Raw genomic sequence first — 20,107 nt, 5'->3', positions numbered from 1 at the left:
GTGAGTTGATTGAAAAACTCATCATGGCTTGACTGGAGGGATGATAATGGCTTCTTATTCTGCGGAGGTTCGAAATGAATTGGCTAGGATTGTGGATGAACAAGGATGCTGCAAAGTAGCAGAACTGGCTTCTTTGATGCGTATGGGCGGTACCATGTTAATTGGCGGTAATAGCAATCTGGGAATAAAATTTACGACTGAAAATGCTGCTGTAGCAAGGAAAACCCTGACGCTGATTAAGAGCGGCTTTCATTTGAAAACCGAAGTCGTTGTTACCCGTGGTCGCCGTTTGAAAAAAAATAATTCTTATATGGTCAAGGTTGTACCATCTCCTGTCGTGACCGAATTATTATCAGTCTTAGGTATTATGCGTGGTGATAATATTAATGTCAGCAGTGATAGTGGAATTTTGCGTAAGGCTTGTTGCAGGCGGGCCTATTTGCGTGGGGCTTTTTTAGGTGGTGGCTCCGTCAATCGACCAGAAGGAGATTATCATTTAGAGCTAGTGACAGGTAATCTGGATTTTGGTAAAACTCTAGTACGGTTGATGAAATATTTCTCCTTGCCTGTTAGGATGATTGAACGTAAGAATGATTATATTGTTTATCTAAAAGATGGTGATGCGATCGTTACTTTTTTACGACTGATTGGTGCTCATAATGCCTTATTAGTTTTTGAAAATGTGCGCGTAGTCAAGGATATGCGTAATCAAGTCAATCGACTCGTTAATTGCGAGACTGCTAATTTACAGAAAACAGTGAATGCGGCAGTCCGTCAAGTGACTTGCATTAAACGCATTATTGAACATAAAGTATTTAATCAATTACCGTACTCGTTGCAGCAAGCGGCTGAAATAAGATTAGCCTACCCTGAGGCTACGTTGAAGGAACTTGTTGATGTTATGGGAGGCCGTGTAGGGAAATCAGGTATGAATCATCGTTTACGGAAATTAGAACAAATTGCTGGAGAATTAGAAGATGAATAAAGTCGTGGCACTTGGTGTCTGTGTAGTAGTATGTATCATAGGTTGGTTTGCTTGGCCAACAACTGGCGTACCTATTTTAGCCTATCATCAGGTGAGCGATGCTGATGATATTTATAGTGTAACTGCTGATCAATTTGAAGAACAAATGAATTATTTAGCTTCTAAGGGGTACACTGCGATTTCTTTAGAGGAATTATTTAATGCATATGAGGGGAAAGGAACATTACCTAGTCATCCGATTGTGATTACTTTTGATGATGGATATGAAGATAATTTTTTGACTGCGCTACCGATTATGGAAAAATATCATATGCGTAGTACAGTGTTTGTTGTCTCTGGTTTGGTCGGAACGACAGAATATTTATCTTGGCAACAAATTAGTGAAATGCAAGAACGGCATACGGAAATTGGCTCTCATACTGTATCTCACATTGGATTAAGTAGTCTTAGCCCTGAGCAGCAACGTCGCGAGATTGTTGAATCTAAAGTAGCATTAGAAGAACATATCCGTAGACCTATACAATTTTTAGCTTATCCCTACGGAGAATTTTCACCCATCACGGAGCAATTACTGAATGAGGCTCGATATCGGGGAGCTTGTTCAGGGATTGCAGGTCTTAATCGTGAGGGCGCTGATGTCTATGCTCTTAAAAGAATTAATATTCCTCATCCTAAATATGGGTTGGGGGAATTTTGCTTGCGTCTATTCAGAGCACATCTATATAGCAAACTAGGGATATAGCCGAATTATATTGAATAAGTCTCTTTTAGGGGTGATTTTGAGAAATCACCCCTAAAAGAGACGACCTTTGTAATTTTACATAACATCAATGGATTGATATAATGATTCTATGTCCAAAAAGGGGGTAACATAATGAATAAAAACAAGATTGGCATATGGCTGATTAGTATGGCTATATTATTTCAAAGCACAGTGTCAGCAGGAGCGGTACAACAACCAACCGTGATATTGAATGGTGCGAATTTACCAGAGTGGAAAGCCACTATATCCTCATACGGGGGAAAACTCCTATTGTCAGATAGTCCAGAGACTGTACCAGATGATGGTATTATGTATCAAGACACTGTTAATGGAGATAATCGATTATTTTTCCATCATGTGAATGGTACAAGTACTCCTAAGAAAATTGTTGTATTGCTAGAAAATATAACAGATAAGCCTGCCCATGTAACTGTCTATAAGTATGGTTTAGGTGGTCCTAGCTATGATTTTTTAGAAGTTGGGAAAAAAGTGCAACTCGATTATATTGAAGGCAAAGATGCTTATCTTTTGGACGTACCAACAAAAGAGTCAATTAGTTTGATCCCTAGCCTTGATCACGCTGTAGTAGAGCCGAATATGTTAGTGAATGGTATGTATGATTTTACGACAGATCAGCCTGTTAAGGTAAAAGTGATGATGATGCCAGTGGATGCTGATGTTTACAATTTTGCTGCCAGCGCTAAAGTATTGCCTGCAGATGTTGCTCAGTATCGTTTACGAGGTACATTTGATGGTAAAGATCGCTTAGTGATTCCTGACAAAGTGTACGATGCAACGCAAGATGGAGTTGTTGCATTCACCCTAGCTGACAATGCCATTGACACTTATGTAAAAGGTATTGATGCTACAGATGGTACTAAAACTACGAATTATGGGAATTATGGTATTTTGTATAAAATTTATGTGCCGTCAATGGCAAAGGGAGAAATGTCTTATTATCTAAATCCTAGAGGTGGTGAATATGCTGGATGGCTCGGGACTAAATATCGCCATCAAGAAGTAGCAACCATTGCAACACCTGCTGATCAAATGTCTTTTGGTTCGAAGGTGATTGGTGAAAGTGCTTATATTGGCACATATGAAGGCGGAAAATCACTATGGTTGACTTTTAGCCCACCGGGAGCTTCAAATCTACCGATAAAATTCATTATTAAACCAAGCAAATAGGAAAATAGAAAGTTTATCTTTTCTCGATTTTAAGTAAGAATGCTTGAGATTTATAGCTGTTTTTGAGGAGTTGGTGTAGGCCAAGTCCTTAAAAACAGCTATTTTGTTTGATAAATCCTTGTTCTCGTTTATTCAAAAAGATAGAATAATAATAATTTTATAAAAATCGACAGGTTTTTTCATTCTTCGCATAGAAATAACATAATATTATGATTTTGAGAGAAGGTGTAGCTGTGGGAATTCTTCATAATCAGAAAGTATCGACTAAAATTTTATGTATTTTGGCTATTGTATTGTTTTTTAATCTGATCGTAGGTGTTGTAGGAGGTTATTATTCACGAGAAATTTCCCAAATTGCGTCAAGTATGTATGATGATAATTTATTACCAATTCACTTAATGGAAGAGGTTCGTTTGCATAGTAAGGATACTGAAATGAAACTGATGGCTCTCATCTTAACGAGTGATCCTGCGAAACAGCAGGATATTATTAAAGAAATTGATGGGAATACGAAAGCCATTAATGCCCTGCAGGAAAAATATCAAGCAAGAAGCTTGGACAGTTTTGAGAAAACTCAATGGGAGCAACTTGAAAAAGAAGTTCCAGCTTACCGAAAAGCACGGGGAGAAATCATTAAATTGGTTGTAAATGGGAAACCCAAGGAAGCTTTTGAACTTTTTGAACAGAGTAAACCCATTTTCTCAAAATTACAGAGTCTTCGCATTGAGCTGGCTACTCATAATATAAAATCGGGTCAAATTTTAAATGATCAAGGTGATGAACGGGCTTCATTTGCCCTTAAAGTCATCATTGGTGTAACTGTTTTTGCAATCCTACTATCTGGTATCTTAGGATTAATGCTCAGTAAGGCAATCTCTTTTCCTCTCAGCAGAATGGTCATTGCATTAGAAGAAGTGGCAAGTGGTGATGTAACCGATAAGCCGAGTACTTTTACATCCCGAGATGAAATGGGTCAACTTTCCAAAATGATTATAAAAATGCGTGCAGAACTGCGCCAGCTTATTTTTCAGATGAGTCAATCAAGTGAGCAAGTCGCTGCCGCTTCGAAAGAATTGACAGCGACAGCTGGGCAGTCAGCTGTCATTGCCAATCAAATGGCCAATTCCATTGCTGAAATTGCAGATGGTTCTGCTAGACAAGTAAAGGCAACAGAGCATGCAATGATGATTATGAATAAGATGTCCCATGGTATTGAACAAGTGACTACGAATATCAATACAGTCAGTAATGTTGCCGTAAATACAACAGAGGTTGCAGCGCTTGGCGTTGACCGCGTCAATAAGGCTGTTAATCAAATTAACAATATTGAAAGTGCAGTAGTGAGCTCAGCGTATGTTGTTAAGAAGTTAGGGGAACGTTCAAAAGATATTGGGCAAATTGTTTCTACAATCGCTGGTATTGCTAGCCAAACTAATCTTTTGGCATTAAATGCTGCTATTGAAGCGGCGCGAGCGGGAGAACAAGGGCGTGGTTTTGCCGTCGTAGCTGAAGAAGTAAGAAAACTAGCGGAACAATCTGAAGTCGCTGCAAAACAAATTGCTAACTTGATTGAGGAAACTCGTATGGATACAGAAAATGCTGTTGTTGCTATGGATAAGGGAACCCAAGAGGTGAAGATTGGTACAGAAGTTGTCAATAGCGCAGGGGAATCATTCAAGGAAATTGTAGGATTTATCAATCAAATTTCCCTGCAAATTCAAGAGGTTGATCGTTCAGCAGGACAAATGAAGGGTCATAATCAAGAGGTTGTTGCAATGATGGGAGATATAAATACAGTCACTCAATCAAGTGCGTCAGAGACTAATGTTGTATCGGCAGCAACAGAAGAACAATCTGCAGCCATTGGAGAAATGGAATCAGCCAGTCATGCCTTAGCAAAACTTGCTGAAGAATTGCAAAATTCTATCTTTAACTTTAAAGTCTAAGTCGGTAAAAAAATTAAGTTGGACAAAAAAATAATAGTCATGTTATATATTGATTACTATCGGAAAAACGTATAAAATAGATTGAGCAAGAAATAAAGTTTGAGGCAAGGAGGAATTTCATCATGGCAAAGCATATTATTACTGTTAATAAAGCTTCTCTACAAGAAACAATACATACTGGTGGTTGCGGCGAATGTCAAACTTCCTGTCAATCAGCATGTAAGACATCATGCACAGTTGGCAATCAGGTCTGCCAAAAGTAGACCGCAAGGAAAGCCCCTTGCCGTAGTGTTTCGGCAAGGGGCTTGATTTTTTACGGAATCATCTATAACTCATGCTGATTCTATGTTCTTAAAATATTTTATTTAAAGGTGAAGATAATGAATATATATAAGTTTTACTCCAATGGTCTGTACATTGTGCTTGATGTAAATAGTGGTGCCATTCATATTGTTGATAAAATGGTTTATCATGTGATGGATATTTTTGATGGTAGTAATGATGAGGTGGTACTTTCAACATTTGCTAATCAGTATACTGAGGCTGAATTACGGGAAGTATTGTCAGAACTCCATCAATTAATTGACGATAAAAAATTATTTACTCCCATGTTAGAGGTTCCCCTGACTTTTAGTCAAAAACCGTTAGTTAAATCAGTCTGCCTACATGTAGCCCACGATTGTAATTTACGCTGTGGGTATTGTTTTGCTGGTACTGGAGATTTTGGTCATAGTCGTGGTCTAATGACAAAAGAGGTTGCTGAGCAAGCGATTGAGTTTATTATTCAAAATAGTGGACCGCGCATCAATAGTGAGATTGACTTTTTTGGTGGGGAACCTTTGATGAATATGGATACTGTGCGTCATGCAGTTTCCTATGTACGTCGCCGGGAAACTGAAACGGGCAAAAAATTCAAGTTGACCTTGACTACAAATGGAGTATTACTCAATGATGAGATGACGGCGTATCTTAATGAAAATAATATTAGCTTGGTATTGAGCTTAGATGGACGACGCCAGGTTCATGATAACATGCGTCCTTTTGCCAATGGTCGTGGTAGCTATGATATGGTTCGAGAAAACGTGACGAAAGCCATTGCTTCGCGTAATGATCAAAACTATTATTTGCGTGGTACTTTTACGGCTAAAAACTTAGATTTTGCCGCTGATGTACTGGATATGGCAGATCAAGGTTGCACTCAACTATCTGTTGAACCAGTGGTGAGTAAAGACAGTCAGTATGCATTAACAGAGGAACATCTACCTGCATTATTTGCCGAATATGATAAACTGGCTCAGGTTTATCTGGAACGCAAACGGAATGGAAAAGGTTTTGATTTCTTCCATTTTAATTTAGATCTTAATAATGGTCCATGTGTTGCGAAGCGCTTGAGTGGTTGCGGTGCAGGTCATGAATATTTTGCCGTAACTCCTGAGGGCGATTTATATCCTTGTCATCAGTTTGTTGGGCGAGAAGAATTTTTGCTCGGTAACGTGGTAGATGGGGTGAAGAATACTGAGTTACCTAATCAATTTCGTCAAACTCATGTCCTAAATAAAGACGAGTGTCGTGATTGCTGGGCGCGTTACTATTGTGGCGGCGGTTGCCATGCGAACGCTGATTTGTTTAATAGCAATATTAATGAGCCATACAAAATTGGCTGTCAATTGCAGAAAAAACGATTGGAATGTGCTATTATGATCCAAGCGATATTGATGCTTGAAAGTGGAAAATAGGAGACGATTGTATGCAACGTCTTACCATTCATATAAAAGGGATTGTACAAGGGGTGGGATTCCGCCCCTTTGTTTATAATCTGGCTAAGCGTCTAGAACTAGGAGGTTGGGTATTTAATAATTCTCAAGGCGTCGAACTTGAAATTGAAGGCGGCGATGAAGAAGTTGCCGTCTTTTTATATGAGCTAAAAAATTCTGCTCCACCCTTAGCGGTCATTGATGATCTGATTGTGAGCCAATCACCGCTGAAAGGAGAGCAGACTTTTAGTATTAAACAGAGTCGGGAGCATGGGAAGAATCGAGCATGGGTGGCACCTGATGTAGCGACCTGCCTTAACTGTCAGATGGAAATAAGAAATAATCAAGATCGAAGGTATGGGTATGCTTTTACAAATTGTACCCATTGTGGACCGCGTTATAGTATAATCAAGGATGTGCCTTATGACCGAGAGGCTACGACGATGTCGCAATTTCCCATGTGTCCCAGTTGCCAATCTGAATATGATGATCCAAGTAATCGACGTTTTCATGCTCAACCTAATGCCTGTCCTATCTGCGGACCACACTATTGTTTGATCAATAAGGCGGGAGAAGTGACCTTTGATAACGTCTTTGAGGAAACAAAAAAAATGATTGCTGCTGGACATATTGTAGCAATTAAAGGAATTGGTGGTTACCATCTGGCTTGTGATGGCCGTAATGAACAGGCTGTGAGTCGTTTGCGCAGTCGCAAAATCAGAGAATATAAACCTTTTGCGGTTATGTGTGGCAGTATGGAAACAATTGATCAGCTCTGTACAGTATCAGTTGCTGAAGAACAGTTGTTGCAAGGTAGCGCTCATCCGATTGTACTCTTAGCTAAAAAAAATCATTGTCAGTTAGCAAAGAGTGTTGCCCCAGGCAACGCTTATCTCGGCATCATGTTACCTTATGCTCCAGTTCATTATCTATTGTTAGAACCAAATGATATATGGGTTATGACGAGTGCCAATATCAGTGATGAACCAATTATTTATGATGATCATAATGCCCAAGAGATGCTTGCAGAAATTGCTGATTATTCTTTAGTACATAATCGGGATATTCATCGGCCTAGTGACGATTCAGTGGTTAGAGTGATTAAAGAAAAGCAATATATACTGCGGCGTAGTCGAGGTTTTGCTCCTTCTCCTCTTAAACTTTCCCGGGAAATATCGTCGATTTTGGCTGTTGGTGGTGAAGTAAAGAATGCATTTTGTCTTACCCAAGGACATTTTGCTTTTATGAGTCCACATATTGGTGATTTAGAAGATTTGGGGACTTATACGTCTTATTTAGCTTCGATTGCTCATTATAAAAAGTTATTTACAATTGATCCTATCGTCGTAGCTCATGATTTACATCCTGAATATGCTGCTACGAAATATGCCTTGACTCTTGATATTCCGAAAATTGGTGTCCAGCATCATCATGCACATATTGCTTCGGTGCTAGCTGAGCATGGATTCAATGAGCAAGTGATCGGTGTAGCTTTTGATGGTACTGGATACGGTAGCGATGGCAAACTATGGGGTGGTGAGTTTCTTATCGCTGATTGCAGCGACTTTATCCGAGTCGGTCATTGTAAATATATTCCTCTGCCGGGTGGTGCAAAAGCGATAAAAGAACCATGGCGTTTAGGGGCTTGGGTGTTATATAATCTATATGGATTAGATTTTGCCGATTTTAATTTGAACCTATCGCGTAATTTACCAGTAGGTTGGCAAATTATGATTGATGCAACACAAAAAGGCATTAATGCACCATTATCATCAAGTGCAGGACGTTTGTTTGATATCGCAGCGACGCTACTTGGTTTAGGTACTGTGATTCATTATGAAGGACAGGCTGCTGTCGAGTTAGAATTTGCGGCGCAAAAAAATCATGGTCAGTTATTGCCCTATACCATTTCAGTAGATAATCCTCGCATTCTAGATTTCATGCCGACTTTTGCTTCCATGGCAGAGGCAATGCGCAGAGGCGAAAATGTGAATTTTTTGGCGGCGTCTTTTCATGTAACAGTTTCTCAAGGGATCGTGGAGATGATTCGATTGATTCATCAAGATACGGGGATCAGGAAAGTAGCGTTGAGTGGTGGGGTCTGGCAGAATCGTATTTTATTCGAAAAAGTAGTCGGAATGTTGCAACAGAGTGGGTTTGATGTATATAGTAATCAACGTGTTCCGACAAATGATGGAGGTCTGGCCTTGGGGCAAGCCGTTGTTGCTGGAACACGTATCATAGAGAGGTAGAGGTGAGATAAATGTGTTTGGCTGTACCTGGAAAAATCATTGAAATACAAGATTTATTAGCCACCGTGGATATCAGTGGCGTAACCAGAAAAATTAGCTTAATGTTGCTGCCAGAAACCAAAATCGGTCAATTTGTTCTCGTTCATGCTGGATTTGCTATTCAGGCGATTGATGAAGAGGAAGCAAACAAAACATTGGAGTTGTTCAAGGAACTTGAACAGTATACTGATGATGACAAATGAGCAAATAAAACAGGCTGCTGATTTTTTTACTAAAGAAATTAATCGGCTATCAGGTCAGCAATCCATTCGTTTGATGGAAGTTTGTGGAACTCATACAGTGGCTATTTTTAAGGCTGGTATTCGTCAATTATTACCTCAAAATGTTGAATTAGTCAGTGGGCCTGGATGTCCAGTGTGTGTAACACCAAATGAATATTTAGACACGGCGATTGCCTATAGCAAAAATCCAGAAATCATTATTACGACTTTTGGCGATATGCTCAAAGTTCCTGGTTCGTCCTCAACCTTAGCAGCTGAAAAAGCAGCAGGAGCCGATATTCGCATTTTATATTCTCCTCTGGAAAGTTTAGATATAGCGAAAAAAAATCCTAATAAGAAAGTAATCTTTCTTGCTGTTGGTTTTGAAACAACAGCTCCCCTTGCTGCGGCAACAATCCTCATGGCTAAAGAGGCTGGTATTACCAATTTTTATGTATTATCAGCACACAAATTAGTACCTCCAGCTTTGCGAGCTTTACTTGGTACTGAGAATCGTCATGTAGATGGTTTATTATTGCCTGGTCATGTGAGTGCGATGATTGGTCTGAAACCTTATGAGTTTTTAGTTGACCAATTTAATACTCCAGCAGTGGTTGCAGGTTTTGAACCATTGGATATTTTGCAATCTATCTATTTGCTGGTCAGACAGATCCATGCAGGTGTTGCGAAACTTGAAAATCAGTATAGTCGCATTGTGCCAGATGCAGGCAATGAAGTGGCTTGTCAAACTTTATATAAAGTTTATGAAGATGCGGACACTGCATGGCGGGGAATTGGCCATCTTGCTGGTTCAGGGTTAGCTCTTCGGGAAGAATATCGTGCCTTTGATGCCCAGTCCAATATACCAGTTGTGATTGAAAAAACGAAAGAACACGCTGGTTGCCAATGTGGACAAGTTTTGCAGGGGAACTTATTACCGACAGCGTGTCCGCTATTTGGTAAAACGTGCAGTCCTGAGCATCCAGTTGGATCGTGTATGGTATCTGTTGAAGGGACATGTGCAGCTTGGTATAAATATGGCTCTGGGAGGTGGCAAGGATGAATCATGAATTGATTCAAATGGCCCATGGCAGTGGCGGAAAACTCAGTCATGACTTAATAAGAAATGTGATGTGGCCTGCTTTTGCCAATGATATTCTTGGTCAGATGCATGATGGTGCTCAGTTGACTATTAATCATGCAAGATTAGCTTTTTCTACAGATTCTTATGTTGTTAAACCTTTATTTTTTCCAGGTGGTGATATTGGAAAATTAGCTGTATGTGGTACTGTCAATGATGTAGCGATGAATGGGGCAGTTCCTCTCTATTTAAGTGCTGGATTTGTCCTAGAAGAAGGTTTTCCAATGGAGAGCTTACGGCGTATTGTTACTTCGATGCAAAAAGCAGCAGATGAAGCTGGTGTTCATATTGTAACAGGTGATACTAAGGTTGTGGAAAAAGGGGCAGTTGATGGTATTTATATTAATACAGCGGGTATTGGGCAAATTATAGATGGTATTCAAATTTCAGGACAAAACGCTCGTCCTCATCAAGATATTATTTTAAATGGTTATTTAGGGGAACACTCCTTGGCAGTGATGAGTGAACGCCATGGATTAGAGTTTCCTCATAGTGTTATAAGTGATTGTGCTCCACTGAATGGTTTAGTTGCAGAATTATTGGCAGCAGTCCCGCAAATTAAGGTTCTTCGTGATCCAACACGTGGCGGACTGGCTACCACTTTAAATGAGATTGCTAGTCAATCCCAAGTGGGGATCCTGCTTGATGAAAGCCGGATTCCAGTATCGCCGGCAGTTCAGGCTGCTTGTGATATTTTGGGATTTGATCCTTTATATATGGCGAATGAAGGTAAAATGATTGTTTTTGTTGATAAAGAATATACACAGGAAGTTTTAAGAGTGATGCATCAAAACATCTATGGACGCCAGGCGCGTGTGATTGGTGAGGTTATTGAAAAATCGCCAGGGAAAGTTGGTTTGCGCACCCAGATTGGTGGAGTACGGCTTCTTGATATGCTCGTTGGAGATCAATTACCACGGATTTGTTGAGTTACATTCATTGTAGATTATCATTTAGAATGTTTTATTTAACTTATAGAGGAGGTTTATAAGGATGAATCTCGATCATGGTCTTAAATTAGAATTGAACCAAAAATTGATGATGACGCCTGAATTGCGGCAAGCAATTGCTATTTTACAGATGTCAGCATTAGAATTATCTGATGTGATCGCAGAAGAAATTTTAGAAAATCCTGTATTGGAAATTGCGGAAAAAAGTAGTGATGATCCTGAGCAAGCAGAATCAGTTCATCAAACTGAGCAAGGTAAAGATAGTGAACAGTTAGATGATTATTTTAATTGGGCTGATTATTTTAATAATGGTATGGAAAAGAAATCTGAGCATACAATAGCCGATGAGAAACAGCCATTTGAGGTGTTTATAAAAAATAATGTTTCGTTACATGAACATTTGGAACTCCAGTTGCACTTAACAGTACGCGATGAGATGAGCAAGACAATCGGTAGTTATCTCATTGGTTGTATTGATGATAATGGATATTTATGCAGTACAGTCGCTGAAGCTGCGACTGTTTTAGGTACAACGGAAGAACGTGTTGCCGAAGTTCTTGAATTGGTTCAAACCTTTGATCCTCTTGGTGTGGGAGCGCGCACCCTCCAGGAATGTCTCACATTACAGCTTGTACACAAAGGAATTGAAGATCCTTTAGTCTCCGCTATTATTGCCGATTATTTACCTACGGTAGCAGCTGGTAAATATAAAGCGATTGGAGAAAAATTAAAATGTAGTGCCCATGATGTGCAACAAGCAGTCGATGTTATTCGTACTCTTGATCCAAAACCTGGGAGAGCATTTGGTAAAGATGAGTCTAGTTATATTACACCTGATATTACTGTTGAGCGTGTGAATGGAAAATATATCATTCTTGTAAATGACACCAATATACCAAAATTAACGATTAATCCTTACTATCGCCAAGTTGCCATGGGGGGCGATCAAGAATCACGACAATTTATTGAAGGGCGTCTCAATTCTGCAGTTTGGCTGATGAAAAGTATTGAGCAGCGTCGTCGTACTTTATACAATGTAATGGAAGCCATTGTGCAGCTCCAACAAGAATTTTTTGATCGTGGGCCTAAATTTTTACAGCCTTTAATTATGAAGCAAGTGGCCGAACAAGTCTCTGTTCATGAGTCGACAGTTAGTCGCGCTATTGCTAATAAGTACGTAGATACTCCTCATGGACTTGTAAGTTTACGAAGCTTTTTTTCAACAGCGGTGCAAAATAGTACAGGTGGACAAGATGTGTCTACAACGAAGGTCAAACAAAAAATTAAAGAATTAATTGCTGAAGAGAATTCCTCAGAACCCTATAGCGATCAAGCGCTAGCAGATATTCTTGGACCTCATGGTATTAAGATATCCCGCCGAACCGTAACTAAATATCGAGAAGAACTAGGTATTGTATCTTCAACAAAACGCAAGAGATATTAAGAAAAAATGCACTCGTAAAAAAGATGTCCTTTACTAGGTAGATCTTTTTTACGAGTTTTTTAAGGAATGAATCTCATACAATGATTTTGTATATAAAAAGATGTATGTTATACTCTAAATATACTGAAAATAGATTGCCCCCATGTTGTAATAAGGAGGCTCGCAGGTGACTGTAGAATGGGAAATGGCTCTTCGGTTATTATTATCAGCGATTTTGGGCGGTTGTATTGGTTACGAACGGGAAGCTCAACATAAATCAGCTGGACTCAGAACTCATATTTTAGTATCCGTTGGATCTTGTCTAATTATGATATTATCGATTAAAATATATACTTCAGTGCAAGGTTTTACTAATGCTGATCCGACTCGATTAGCTGCGCAAGTTGTAAGCGGCATTGGTTTTTTGGGCGCAGGTAGTATTATAAAGGACGGTCCGACAATTAGAGGATTAACGACAGCAGCCAGTCTATGGGTTGTATCTGGCGTTGGTCTGGCTGTAGGTAGTGGTTACTATATGGGCGCGCTGATGACTACGGGTTTGGTATTTCTCACTTTGGCTATTTTATCCCGTATAGAAGATAAAGATTATAAATCTTTAATCAGTTTGCTCATTATGACAAGCGATATACCAGGACAAATTGGGGAAATTGGGTCATACCTTGGTAGTCAAGATATACATATCAGGGACATTAAAATTACTGAAAAAAAAGAGATGTTAGAGATCGTTATTAGAGTTCATATGCCCTTAGGTAAAGATATGAACCATGTAATAACAGGTATTTTGAACGTCAAGGGAACTACTTCTGTAAAATTAATGACTTGATCATGGGTGATTATTAAATAAAAAAATGAGGTGGAAAAATGGCTTCGTTAGACGTTCTTAAAATTTTGACAAATGGCCCTATTATTCCAGCGGCACGTTCGATGGAAGTATTCAAAGCGGCATTGACGCACACAATCGTACCAAGTGTAGTACTTCTCTTTGGGGATATTAATAGTTTACCTACCTTGATTGCTCAAGCAAAAGAACACAAAAAACGTATTATACTGCATCTGGATCTATTTGATGGAATCGGTAAAGACAAAGCTGGTATTCGCTTTCTTGCACGAATGGGGATTAGTGCGATCATTACGACCAAATCTCATTTGTGTCGATTTGCCAGAGATGAAGGTATGATTGTGATACAACGCCTATTCTTAATGGACTCTGATTCATTGCGTACAGGGCTTAGTTTGGTGCGAAATTTTAAGCCTGATGCCATTGAAATATTACCAGGAACTGTTCCGACCAATGTTGTGCAGGAACTGATTCGTGAAACTGGTTTGCCTATTTTAGCTGGTGGTTTAATACGCACACGTGAGGATGTCGATCATGCTATTGAAAGAGGGATTTCAGCGATTAGTTCCAGTCGACAAGAACTATGGGACCCTATTATGATTAATAAATAATACATTTGCAGAAAAAGATAATAAATTTTTATAAATTCAGTAAATTCAAGCAGGAGTTTTAAATGCGTGTGCAGAATACTATGAGTATAGAACAAGAGAATGGTTAACATGAATAAAAAGCATTTAGTAAAAAAAATAAGTTACTAGTGCAGGAATTTTCAATCAACGTGTAGAATACTGATATTATATGACAAAAAACTACAAAATAAACAGTGACAAAAAGTTATAATTTTCAGTATATTTAGCAGGAGATTATAAAAAGATGTCGAATCAAATAGATAAAGAAGTAGTTAGATTTAAATTGGAACTGCATAATCTGGGACTAGAGATAAAGAGAAGTCCGTTTATTCCTCTACTGATATAGATATATGCATAGGGGTGTGAATGGGGTTCTCTTTTTTATCTAAATATTTAATGGTAAAAGGTGGTGAATAAGGGAGAAAACAGAAAATATTTTTTATCCTCAGGTGATCGATAGATAGTTTCTAACGTATATTAAAGGGGGATTTGGACTTATGACAAATTTATTTGGTGAATTTTTTGGTACTATGATTCTTTTAACTTTTGGTTGCAGCGTTGTTGCAAACTGCCTTTTGAAGGATTCTAAAGGTAATGGCGGCGGTTGGATTGTTATTACTACAGGTTGGGCTTTAGCAGTATTAATGGGTATCTTTGCTGCTGTTGCTACAGGTGCTCCTCAAGCCGATCTTAATCCAGCAGTTACATTATTCAAACAAATGGCTTTCAATACTTATGGTAGTTGGGGTGGAGCTATCGCTACCATGGGCGCTGAAATGGCTGGTGGTATTGCTGGTGGTGTTCTTACTTGGTTATTATACCTTCCGCATTGGGAAGTTACTGAAGATAAAGGTTTGAAACTTGCAGTATTCTCAACTGGTCCTGCAATTCGTAATACAATGGCTAACATCATTTGTGAAGTCATTGCAACGGCATTATTGTTGATTGGTATCTTTACTATTTTCAGTAAAGGTGTTACTGGAACTACTGGCTTTGGTGTTGGCGTTGGTCCTTACATGGTTTCAATGTTAATTTGGGCTCTAGGTTTATGTGTTGGCGGTCCTACTGGTTATGCATTAAACCCTGCTCGTGACCTTGGTCCTCGTATTGCACATGCAATTCTGCCAATCGCTGGCAAAGGTGATTCCGATTGGGGTTATTCTTGGATTCCTGTAGTTGCTCCAATGATTGGTGCAATCGTTGCTTTCGCAGTTTGCAAAGGTGCTGGAATCGTTTAATACAAAGTAAAGATCCATTATTATAAGTCAGTTGTGTTGTTATTGTCGACCTTATGAGAAAAGGACTTGGCTTTTCCCAACTCCTTAGATGCAGGCAAAAGCCTGAGTCCTTCTCGCTTGGAATCAAGAAGGTGTTATGCTTTCTTGATTCCCTAAAAAGAGTATGTTAAATAAACATAAAAATAGAAGGAGTGACTTTTAAAAATGACTAAAAAATATGTAATGGCACTTGATGCAGGTACAACTAGTAATCGGGCAATTATTTTTGATCAAGATTCCAATATTGTTGCAGTAGCACAAAAAGAATTTACACAAATTTTCCCTAAAACTGGTTGGGTTGAGCATGATGCAGATGAAATTTGGAGTACCCAAATTGAAGTCATGAAACAAGTTGTGAAAGAAGCGGGCATTAGCCCTCATGATATTTCTGCTATTGGTATTACAAATCAACGGGAAACTACAGTCGTTTGGGATAAGACAACTGGCAGACCAATTTATAATGCAATCGTTTGGCAGTCACGTCAAACAATGGATATTTGTAACGATTTGAAAGCTAAAGGCTTAGAAGCTGAATTCAGACAAAAAACTGGTTTAGTAGTTGATGCTTATTTCTCTGGTACAAAAGCTAAATGGATTTTGGATACAGTAGAAGGCGCTCGTGCTAAAGCTGATAAATGTGAACTTTTATTCGGTACCATTGATACTTGGTTGATTTGGAAATTGACTGGCGGAAAAGTTCATGTAACTGATTATTCCAATGCTTCCCGTACATTAATGTATAACATTCGCGAACTCAAATGGGATGAAAAACTTCTTGAATATTTGAATGTACCAGCATGCATTCTTCCTGAAGTTAAATCTTCCAGCGAAGTATATGGTTCAACTGATATTGCTATCTTTGGTGCATCTGTGCCTATTTCTGGTGCTGCTGGTGACCAACAAGCTGCTTTATTTGGTCAAACTTGCTTCAAACCGGGTATGGCGAAAAACACTTATGGTACTGGTTGCTTCATGTTAATGAACACTGGTGATGAAGTGTATGAATCCAAAAATGGTTTGCTCACTACAATTGCTTGGGGAATTGATGGAAAAGTAGATTATGCTCTTGAAGGTAGTATCTTTGTTGCCGGATCTGCGGTACAATGGTTACGTGATGGTCTTCGCTTGATTGAAGCTGCTCCTGATTCTGAGTATATTGCTAAAAAAGTTGCAGATGCTGACGGTGTTTATGTAGTACCAGCCTTTGTTGGTCTTGGCGCTCCATACTGGGATATGAAAGCTCGGGGTGCTATCTTTGGTTTGACTCGTGGTACAACTAAGTCTCACCTTGTTCGTGCGACTTTAGATTCCATGGCTTATCAAACAAAAGATGTACTAAGCGCAATGGAAGCTGATTCTAACATTAAATTACAAGCTTTGAAAGTTGACGGCGGTGCTGTTGCTAACAACTTGTTAATGCAATTCCAAGCTGATATTTTAGGCGTTCCTGTTGATCGTCCAAAAATCACTGAAACAACTGCTCTTGGTGCAGCTTATCTTGCAGGTTTGGCTGTTGGCGTGTGGAAAACTAAGGAAGATCTTGTTAGCACATGGCAACTAGATAATCGTTTTGAACCTGCTATGGACGCTGAAAAAAGCGCTAAACTTTATAAAGGTTGGCAAAAAGCGGTTAAACGTTCAATGGATTGGGAAGACTAATTATAAAAGTATCAATTATATAACGTAAGGGTTGAGATAAGAGATCCCTTTGTGTTCGGTTAAACGAGTACAAGGGGATTGTCTGTCTACCTATAGGGTTATATGGCAATCTAAAGGATGAGAGGCATCCTAGCGTATTTAATTTTATAGAAGGGGTATTGAGATGGAAAAGGCGACAGTTGTTGTAATTGGTGGCGGTGCCACAGGAGTTGGTATTCTACGAGATTTATGCATGCGAGGAGTCGATGCAATTCTTCTTGAACAACAGGACTTGGCGTATGGTACGAGTTCACGTTATCATGGACTACTTCATAGTGGTGGACGTTATGCAGTAAAAGATGCGGAAGCTGGGCAAGAGTGTATTGAAGAAAATACCATTCTTCGCAAGATTGGTAAGCATTGTGTCGAGCAAACAGAAGGTTTCTTTGTCCGCACTCCTTTAGATGATGAATCATTTGAACCTAAGTGGTTAGAAGCGTGTGCAAAAGTAGGTATTCCAGCGATTCCAATTTCAGTAGCAGAAGCTCGTCGTTTGGAACCTAATCTGAGTTCTAAAATTCAGTCCGTATACAGAGTGCCAGATGCTGCCATTGATGGTTTCCGTATGGTATGGCAGAATGTAGCATCCGCTCGCAAATACGGTGGTCGGGTCATGACATATACGACAGTTGTTGGTATTGAACATAGCAATAATCAAGTCGTAGGTATCAAGGTTCGTAATACATTGACAGGGGAAATTAGTAATATTGCCTGTGACTTTGTCGTAAGTGCTGCTGGTTCTTGGGCTGGTGAAATTGCTGCACTCGCAGGGATTTCGGTAAATGTTCAGCCTGATAGAGGGACGCTAATTGCTTTCAATCATCGTATTACTAGTCGAATCATCAACAGGTTGCGCCCTGCATCAGATGGTGATATTTTTGTACCTCATGGATCCATTACAATTTTAGGAACGACTTCCGCATCAGTAAAAAATCCTGATGATACGATTCCGAATGCAAAAGAAGTGGTAGAACTTTTAAATATCGGTGAAGCTTTATTTGAAGATTTGAGAAACTATCGTATGCTCCGTGCTTTTGCAGGTACTCGTCCTCTCTATAGTGCTGATCCAAATGCCAAAGGTCGTGGTGCATCTCGTGGTTTTGTTACTCTTGATCATGCTCATGATGGCTTAAAAGGTTTTGTCAGTGTTGTTGGTGGTAAATTCACTACCTATCGCTTAATGGGTGAAAAAGTAACAGATTTGGTATGTAATTATTTAAATGTAAAAACACCTTGTCGGACTGCTATTGAGCCTTTAGTTGATGATGCATCGCCAGAATTGATGACTAAAGCACGTAAATATTTCCCTTCCTATGGTGCTGATTTAGCGGCATCCAGACTTGGGTCAGCGGGTCTTGAAAAAGTTGTTGCCCGTATGCAAGAAAAACCTGAAAAACGTCAACTTGTCTGCGAATGTGAAAATGTTACACTCGCTGAAATCGAAGAAGCAGCAGCAGATGAAACGAGTCATATGATTAGTGATGTTCGTCGTAAAACTCGTATGGGGATGGGGACTTGTCAAGGTGCTTTCTGTACATTCCGCAGTGTAGGTGCCGTAGATGCTGATGGTTTAGCATGGGGTAAAGATACAAATGCTTTATTTAAAGAATTCTTACAAGCTCGCTGGAAAGGCATTCGTCCTATTTTGTGGGGCAATGTAATGCGTGAAATGGAATTAACTCGAGGAATTTACGAAGGAACGTTAAACATAAATGGAGCGATTAATAATGAGGGAAAATGATGTAATTGTGATTGGTGGAGGGTTGTCAGGCCTTATGGCTGCAGCCGTTTCCGTAAAAAATAATAAGAAAGTCACCTTGTTATCTTTAGGAGCAGGAACGCTTACAATTGGCGGTGGCATTGTTGATGTGATGGGGTATGTAAATGGTGGAGAGCCAGCAGCAACTCCAAGCGCAGGATTGCTGCAAGTTGATACTGAACATCCGTATAAAAAAATCGGACGTCCAGCAATTGAGAAATCAATTGAATTTTTTAAAGAAATATGTGCACAAGAAGGTTATCCATACCTTGGTAATTTAAATGAAATGCAATGGATTCCAACAGCGGCAGGTACTCTGAAACCTACTTGTTTAGTTCCAAAAACCATGGATACAACTAAACTTAAAGAAGCTAATCATGTAGTGGTACTTGGTTTTGAAGCTCTCAAAGACTTTTATCCACATTTAATCAGTAAAAACCTAAAAAAACTTCCTGGTTTTACAGAAAAGACCTATGAAGTTGTTATGATTGATCCAGGACTTGCTGATGGACGTGATGTGACTGCTCTTGATGTAGCTCGCTTACTTGATACTGAGCAAGGTCTTGCTGAATGTACTCAGAAAATGCGTGCAGTTATTAAACCAGGAAGTGTTGTTGTGATTCCTCCTGTTCTTGGTACGAGCCCTGATTATCGTATCCTAGATAATTTACAAAAATCTCTCAAATGTACGTTTGTTGAATGTGCTTCTGTACCACCATCTATCACTGGTCTGCGCCTTCGGACGATGATGCTCCGTTATCTCAAAAAGAATGGCGTGCGTATTGTGGAACAGGCGACAGTTGCTCGGTCTATCGTTAAAGATGGTCAGTGCACCGCAGTCATTACTGCTGGTATTGATCGCGAACGCACTTATTATGCAAAATCTTTTATTTTAGCAAATGGTGGTTTTTATGGTGGCGGTCTAGTTGCAGAACCTGAAAATGTCATTGAACCTATTTTCAATTTGCCAATTGCAGCTCCATCCGATCATGAGCTTTGGGCAAATATGTCTTTGTTCTCTAATGAACCTCAACCTTTTGCCCTAATTGGGATTAGTGTTGATGAAAAAATGCGTCCTCTTGATGAGGTTGGCAAAGTGGTATTAACCAATGTCTTTGTTGCCGGACGTAATCTGCGCGGCTATGATTTCTGCTTTGAGAAATCAGGTAATGGTGTAGCTTTAGCGTCAGGTTATCAAGCAGCTATGTCAGTGTAAAGGGAGA

Annotated in this window: 17 protein-coding genes; all 17 read left to right on the top strand. The window is 39.4% G+C overall.

Features of this window, described 5'->3' with window-relative positions:
* The first annotated feature begins 46 nt into the window (after positions 1 to 46).
* The 17 genes from whiA to glpB all read left to right on the top strand — a co-directional run bounded on the left by whiA (position 47) and on the right by glpB (position 20,100).
* The gene (gene whiA, locus ACAN52_RS00130; protein ID WP_378950383.1) at positions 47 to 985 is read left to right on the top strand and encodes a DNA-binding protein WhiA; all 939 of its coding nucleotides are present in this window, start codon (positions 47 to 49) and stop codon (positions 983 to 985) included.
* Positions 978 to 1,727: a polysaccharide deacetylase family protein gene (locus ACAN52_RS00125; protein WP_378950380.1), complete on the top strand. Its 750-nt coding sequence runs from the start codon at positions 978 to 980 to the stop codon at positions 1,725 to 1,727. The genes whiA and ACAN52_RS00125 overlap by 8 nt, the downstream gene beginning before the upstream one ends.
* A gap of 132 nt (positions 1,728 to 1,859) precedes the next feature.
* The gene (locus tag ACAN52_RS00120; RefSeq protein ID WP_378950377.1) at positions 1,860 to 2,936 is read left to right on the top strand and encodes a copper amine oxidase; all 1,077 of its coding nucleotides are present in this window, start codon (positions 1,860 to 1,862) and stop codon (positions 2,934 to 2,936) included.
* A gap of 233 nt (positions 2,937 to 3,169) precedes the next feature.
* Positions 3,170 to 4,882, top strand: coding sequence for a methyl-accepting chemotaxis protein (locus ACAN52_RS00115; protein WP_378950374.1), 1,713 nt, complete (start codon positions 3,170 to 3,172; stop codon positions 4,880 to 4,882).
* A 122-nt stretch (positions 4,883 to 5,004) separates the two neighbouring features.
* Positions 5,005 to 5,145, top strand: a complete 141-nt coding sequence (gene scfA / locus ACAN52_RS00110) for a six-cysteine ranthipeptide SCIFF (RefSeq protein ID WP_378950371.1) — start codon at positions 5,005 to 5,007, stop codon at positions 5,143 to 5,145.
* A 117-nt stretch (positions 5,146 to 5,262) separates the two neighbouring features.
* On the top strand, positions 5,263 to 6,618 hold the full coding sequence (scfB, locus tag ACAN52_RS00105; protein ID WP_378950368.1) for a thioether cross-link-forming SCIFF peptide maturase: 1,356 nt from the start codon (positions 5,263 to 5,265) through the stop codon (positions 6,616 to 6,618).
* Between the two features lie 11 nt (positions 6,619 to 6,629).
* Positions 6,630 to 8,888, top strand: coding sequence for a carbamoyltransferase HypF (gene hypF, locus ACAN52_RS00100; protein WP_378950366.1), 2,259 nt, complete (start codon positions 6,630 to 6,632; stop codon positions 8,886 to 8,888).
* Between the two features lie 11 nt (positions 8,889 to 8,899).
* The gene (locus ACAN52_RS00095) at positions 8,900 to 9,130 is read left to right on the top strand and encodes a HypC/HybG/HupF family hydrogenase formation chaperone (RefSeq protein WP_378950363.1); all 231 of its coding nucleotides are present in this window, start codon (positions 8,900 to 8,902) and stop codon (positions 9,128 to 9,130) included.
* Positions 9,111 to 10,211, top strand: coding sequence for a hydrogenase formation protein HypD (gene hypD, locus ACAN52_RS00090; protein ID WP_378951770.1), 1,101 nt, complete (start codon positions 9,111 to 9,113; stop codon positions 10,209 to 10,211). Before ACAN52_RS00095 ends, hypD begins: the two co-directional genes overlap by 20 nt.
* On the top strand, positions 10,208 to 11,218 hold the full coding sequence (hypE, locus tag ACAN52_RS00085) for a hydrogenase expression/formation protein HypE (RefSeq protein ID WP_378950360.1): 1,011 nt from the start codon (positions 10,208 to 10,210) through the stop codon (positions 11,216 to 11,218). Before hypD ends, hypE begins: the two co-directional genes overlap by 4 nt.
* Positions 11,219 to 11,282: 64 nt before the next feature.
* Positions 11,283 to 12,683 carry an RNA polymerase factor sigma-54 gene (gene rpoN / locus ACAN52_RS00080; RefSeq protein ID WP_378950357.1) on the top strand — a complete coding sequence of 467 codons (1,401 nt, stop codon included), beginning with the start codon at positions 11,283 to 11,285 and terminating at the stop codon, positions 12,681 to 12,683.
* Between the two features lie 166 nt (positions 12,684 to 12,849).
* On the top strand, positions 12,850 to 13,506 hold the full coding sequence (locus ACAN52_RS00075) for an MgtC/SapB family protein (RefSeq protein ID WP_378950354.1): 657 nt from the start codon (positions 12,850 to 12,852) through the stop codon (positions 13,504 to 13,506).
* A 38-nt stretch (positions 13,507 to 13,544) separates the two neighbouring features.
* Entirely contained in the window at positions 13,545 to 14,132 is a 588-nt protein-coding gene (locus ACAN52_RS00070) for a glycerol-3-phosphate responsive antiterminator (RefSeq protein ID WP_378950351.1), read from the top strand.
* Between the two features lie 515 nt (positions 14,133 to 14,647).
* Positions 14,648 to 15,388, top strand: a complete 741-nt coding sequence (locus ACAN52_RS00065) for an MIP/aquaporin family protein (RefSeq protein WP_378950349.1) — start codon at positions 14,648 to 14,650, stop codon at positions 15,386 to 15,388.
* Between the two features lie 204 nt (positions 15,389 to 15,592).
* Positions 15,593 to 17,086: a glycerol kinase GlpK gene (gene glpK / locus ACAN52_RS00060; protein ID WP_378950347.1), complete on the top strand. Its 1,494-nt coding sequence runs from the start codon at positions 15,593 to 15,595 to the stop codon at positions 17,084 to 17,086.
* A 163-nt stretch (positions 17,087 to 17,249) separates the two neighbouring features.
* Entirely contained in the window at positions 17,250 to 18,866 is a 1,617-nt protein-coding gene (gene glpA, locus ACAN52_RS00055; protein WP_378950344.1) for an anaerobic glycerol-3-phosphate dehydrogenase subunit GlpA, read from the top strand.
* Positions 18,853 to 20,100 carry an anaerobic glycerol-3-phosphate dehydrogenase subunit GlpB gene (gene glpB / locus ACAN52_RS00050; protein ID WP_378950341.1) on the top strand — a complete coding sequence of 416 codons (1,248 nt, stop codon included), beginning with the start codon at positions 18,853 to 18,855 and terminating at the stop codon, positions 20,098 to 20,100. Before glpA ends, glpB begins: the two co-directional genes overlap by 14 nt.
* Positions 20,101 to 20,107: the final 7 nt, after the last annotated feature.

The organism is Pelosinus sp. sgz500959 (assembly GCF_042610375.1).
In the GTDB taxonomy this organism is placed as follows: domain Bacteria; phylum Bacillota; class Negativicutes; order DSM-13327; family DSM-13327; genus CTSoil-075.
Note: the sequence above shows the minus strand (reverse complement) of the source record. Positions and strands in the feature narration are given on the sequence as shown.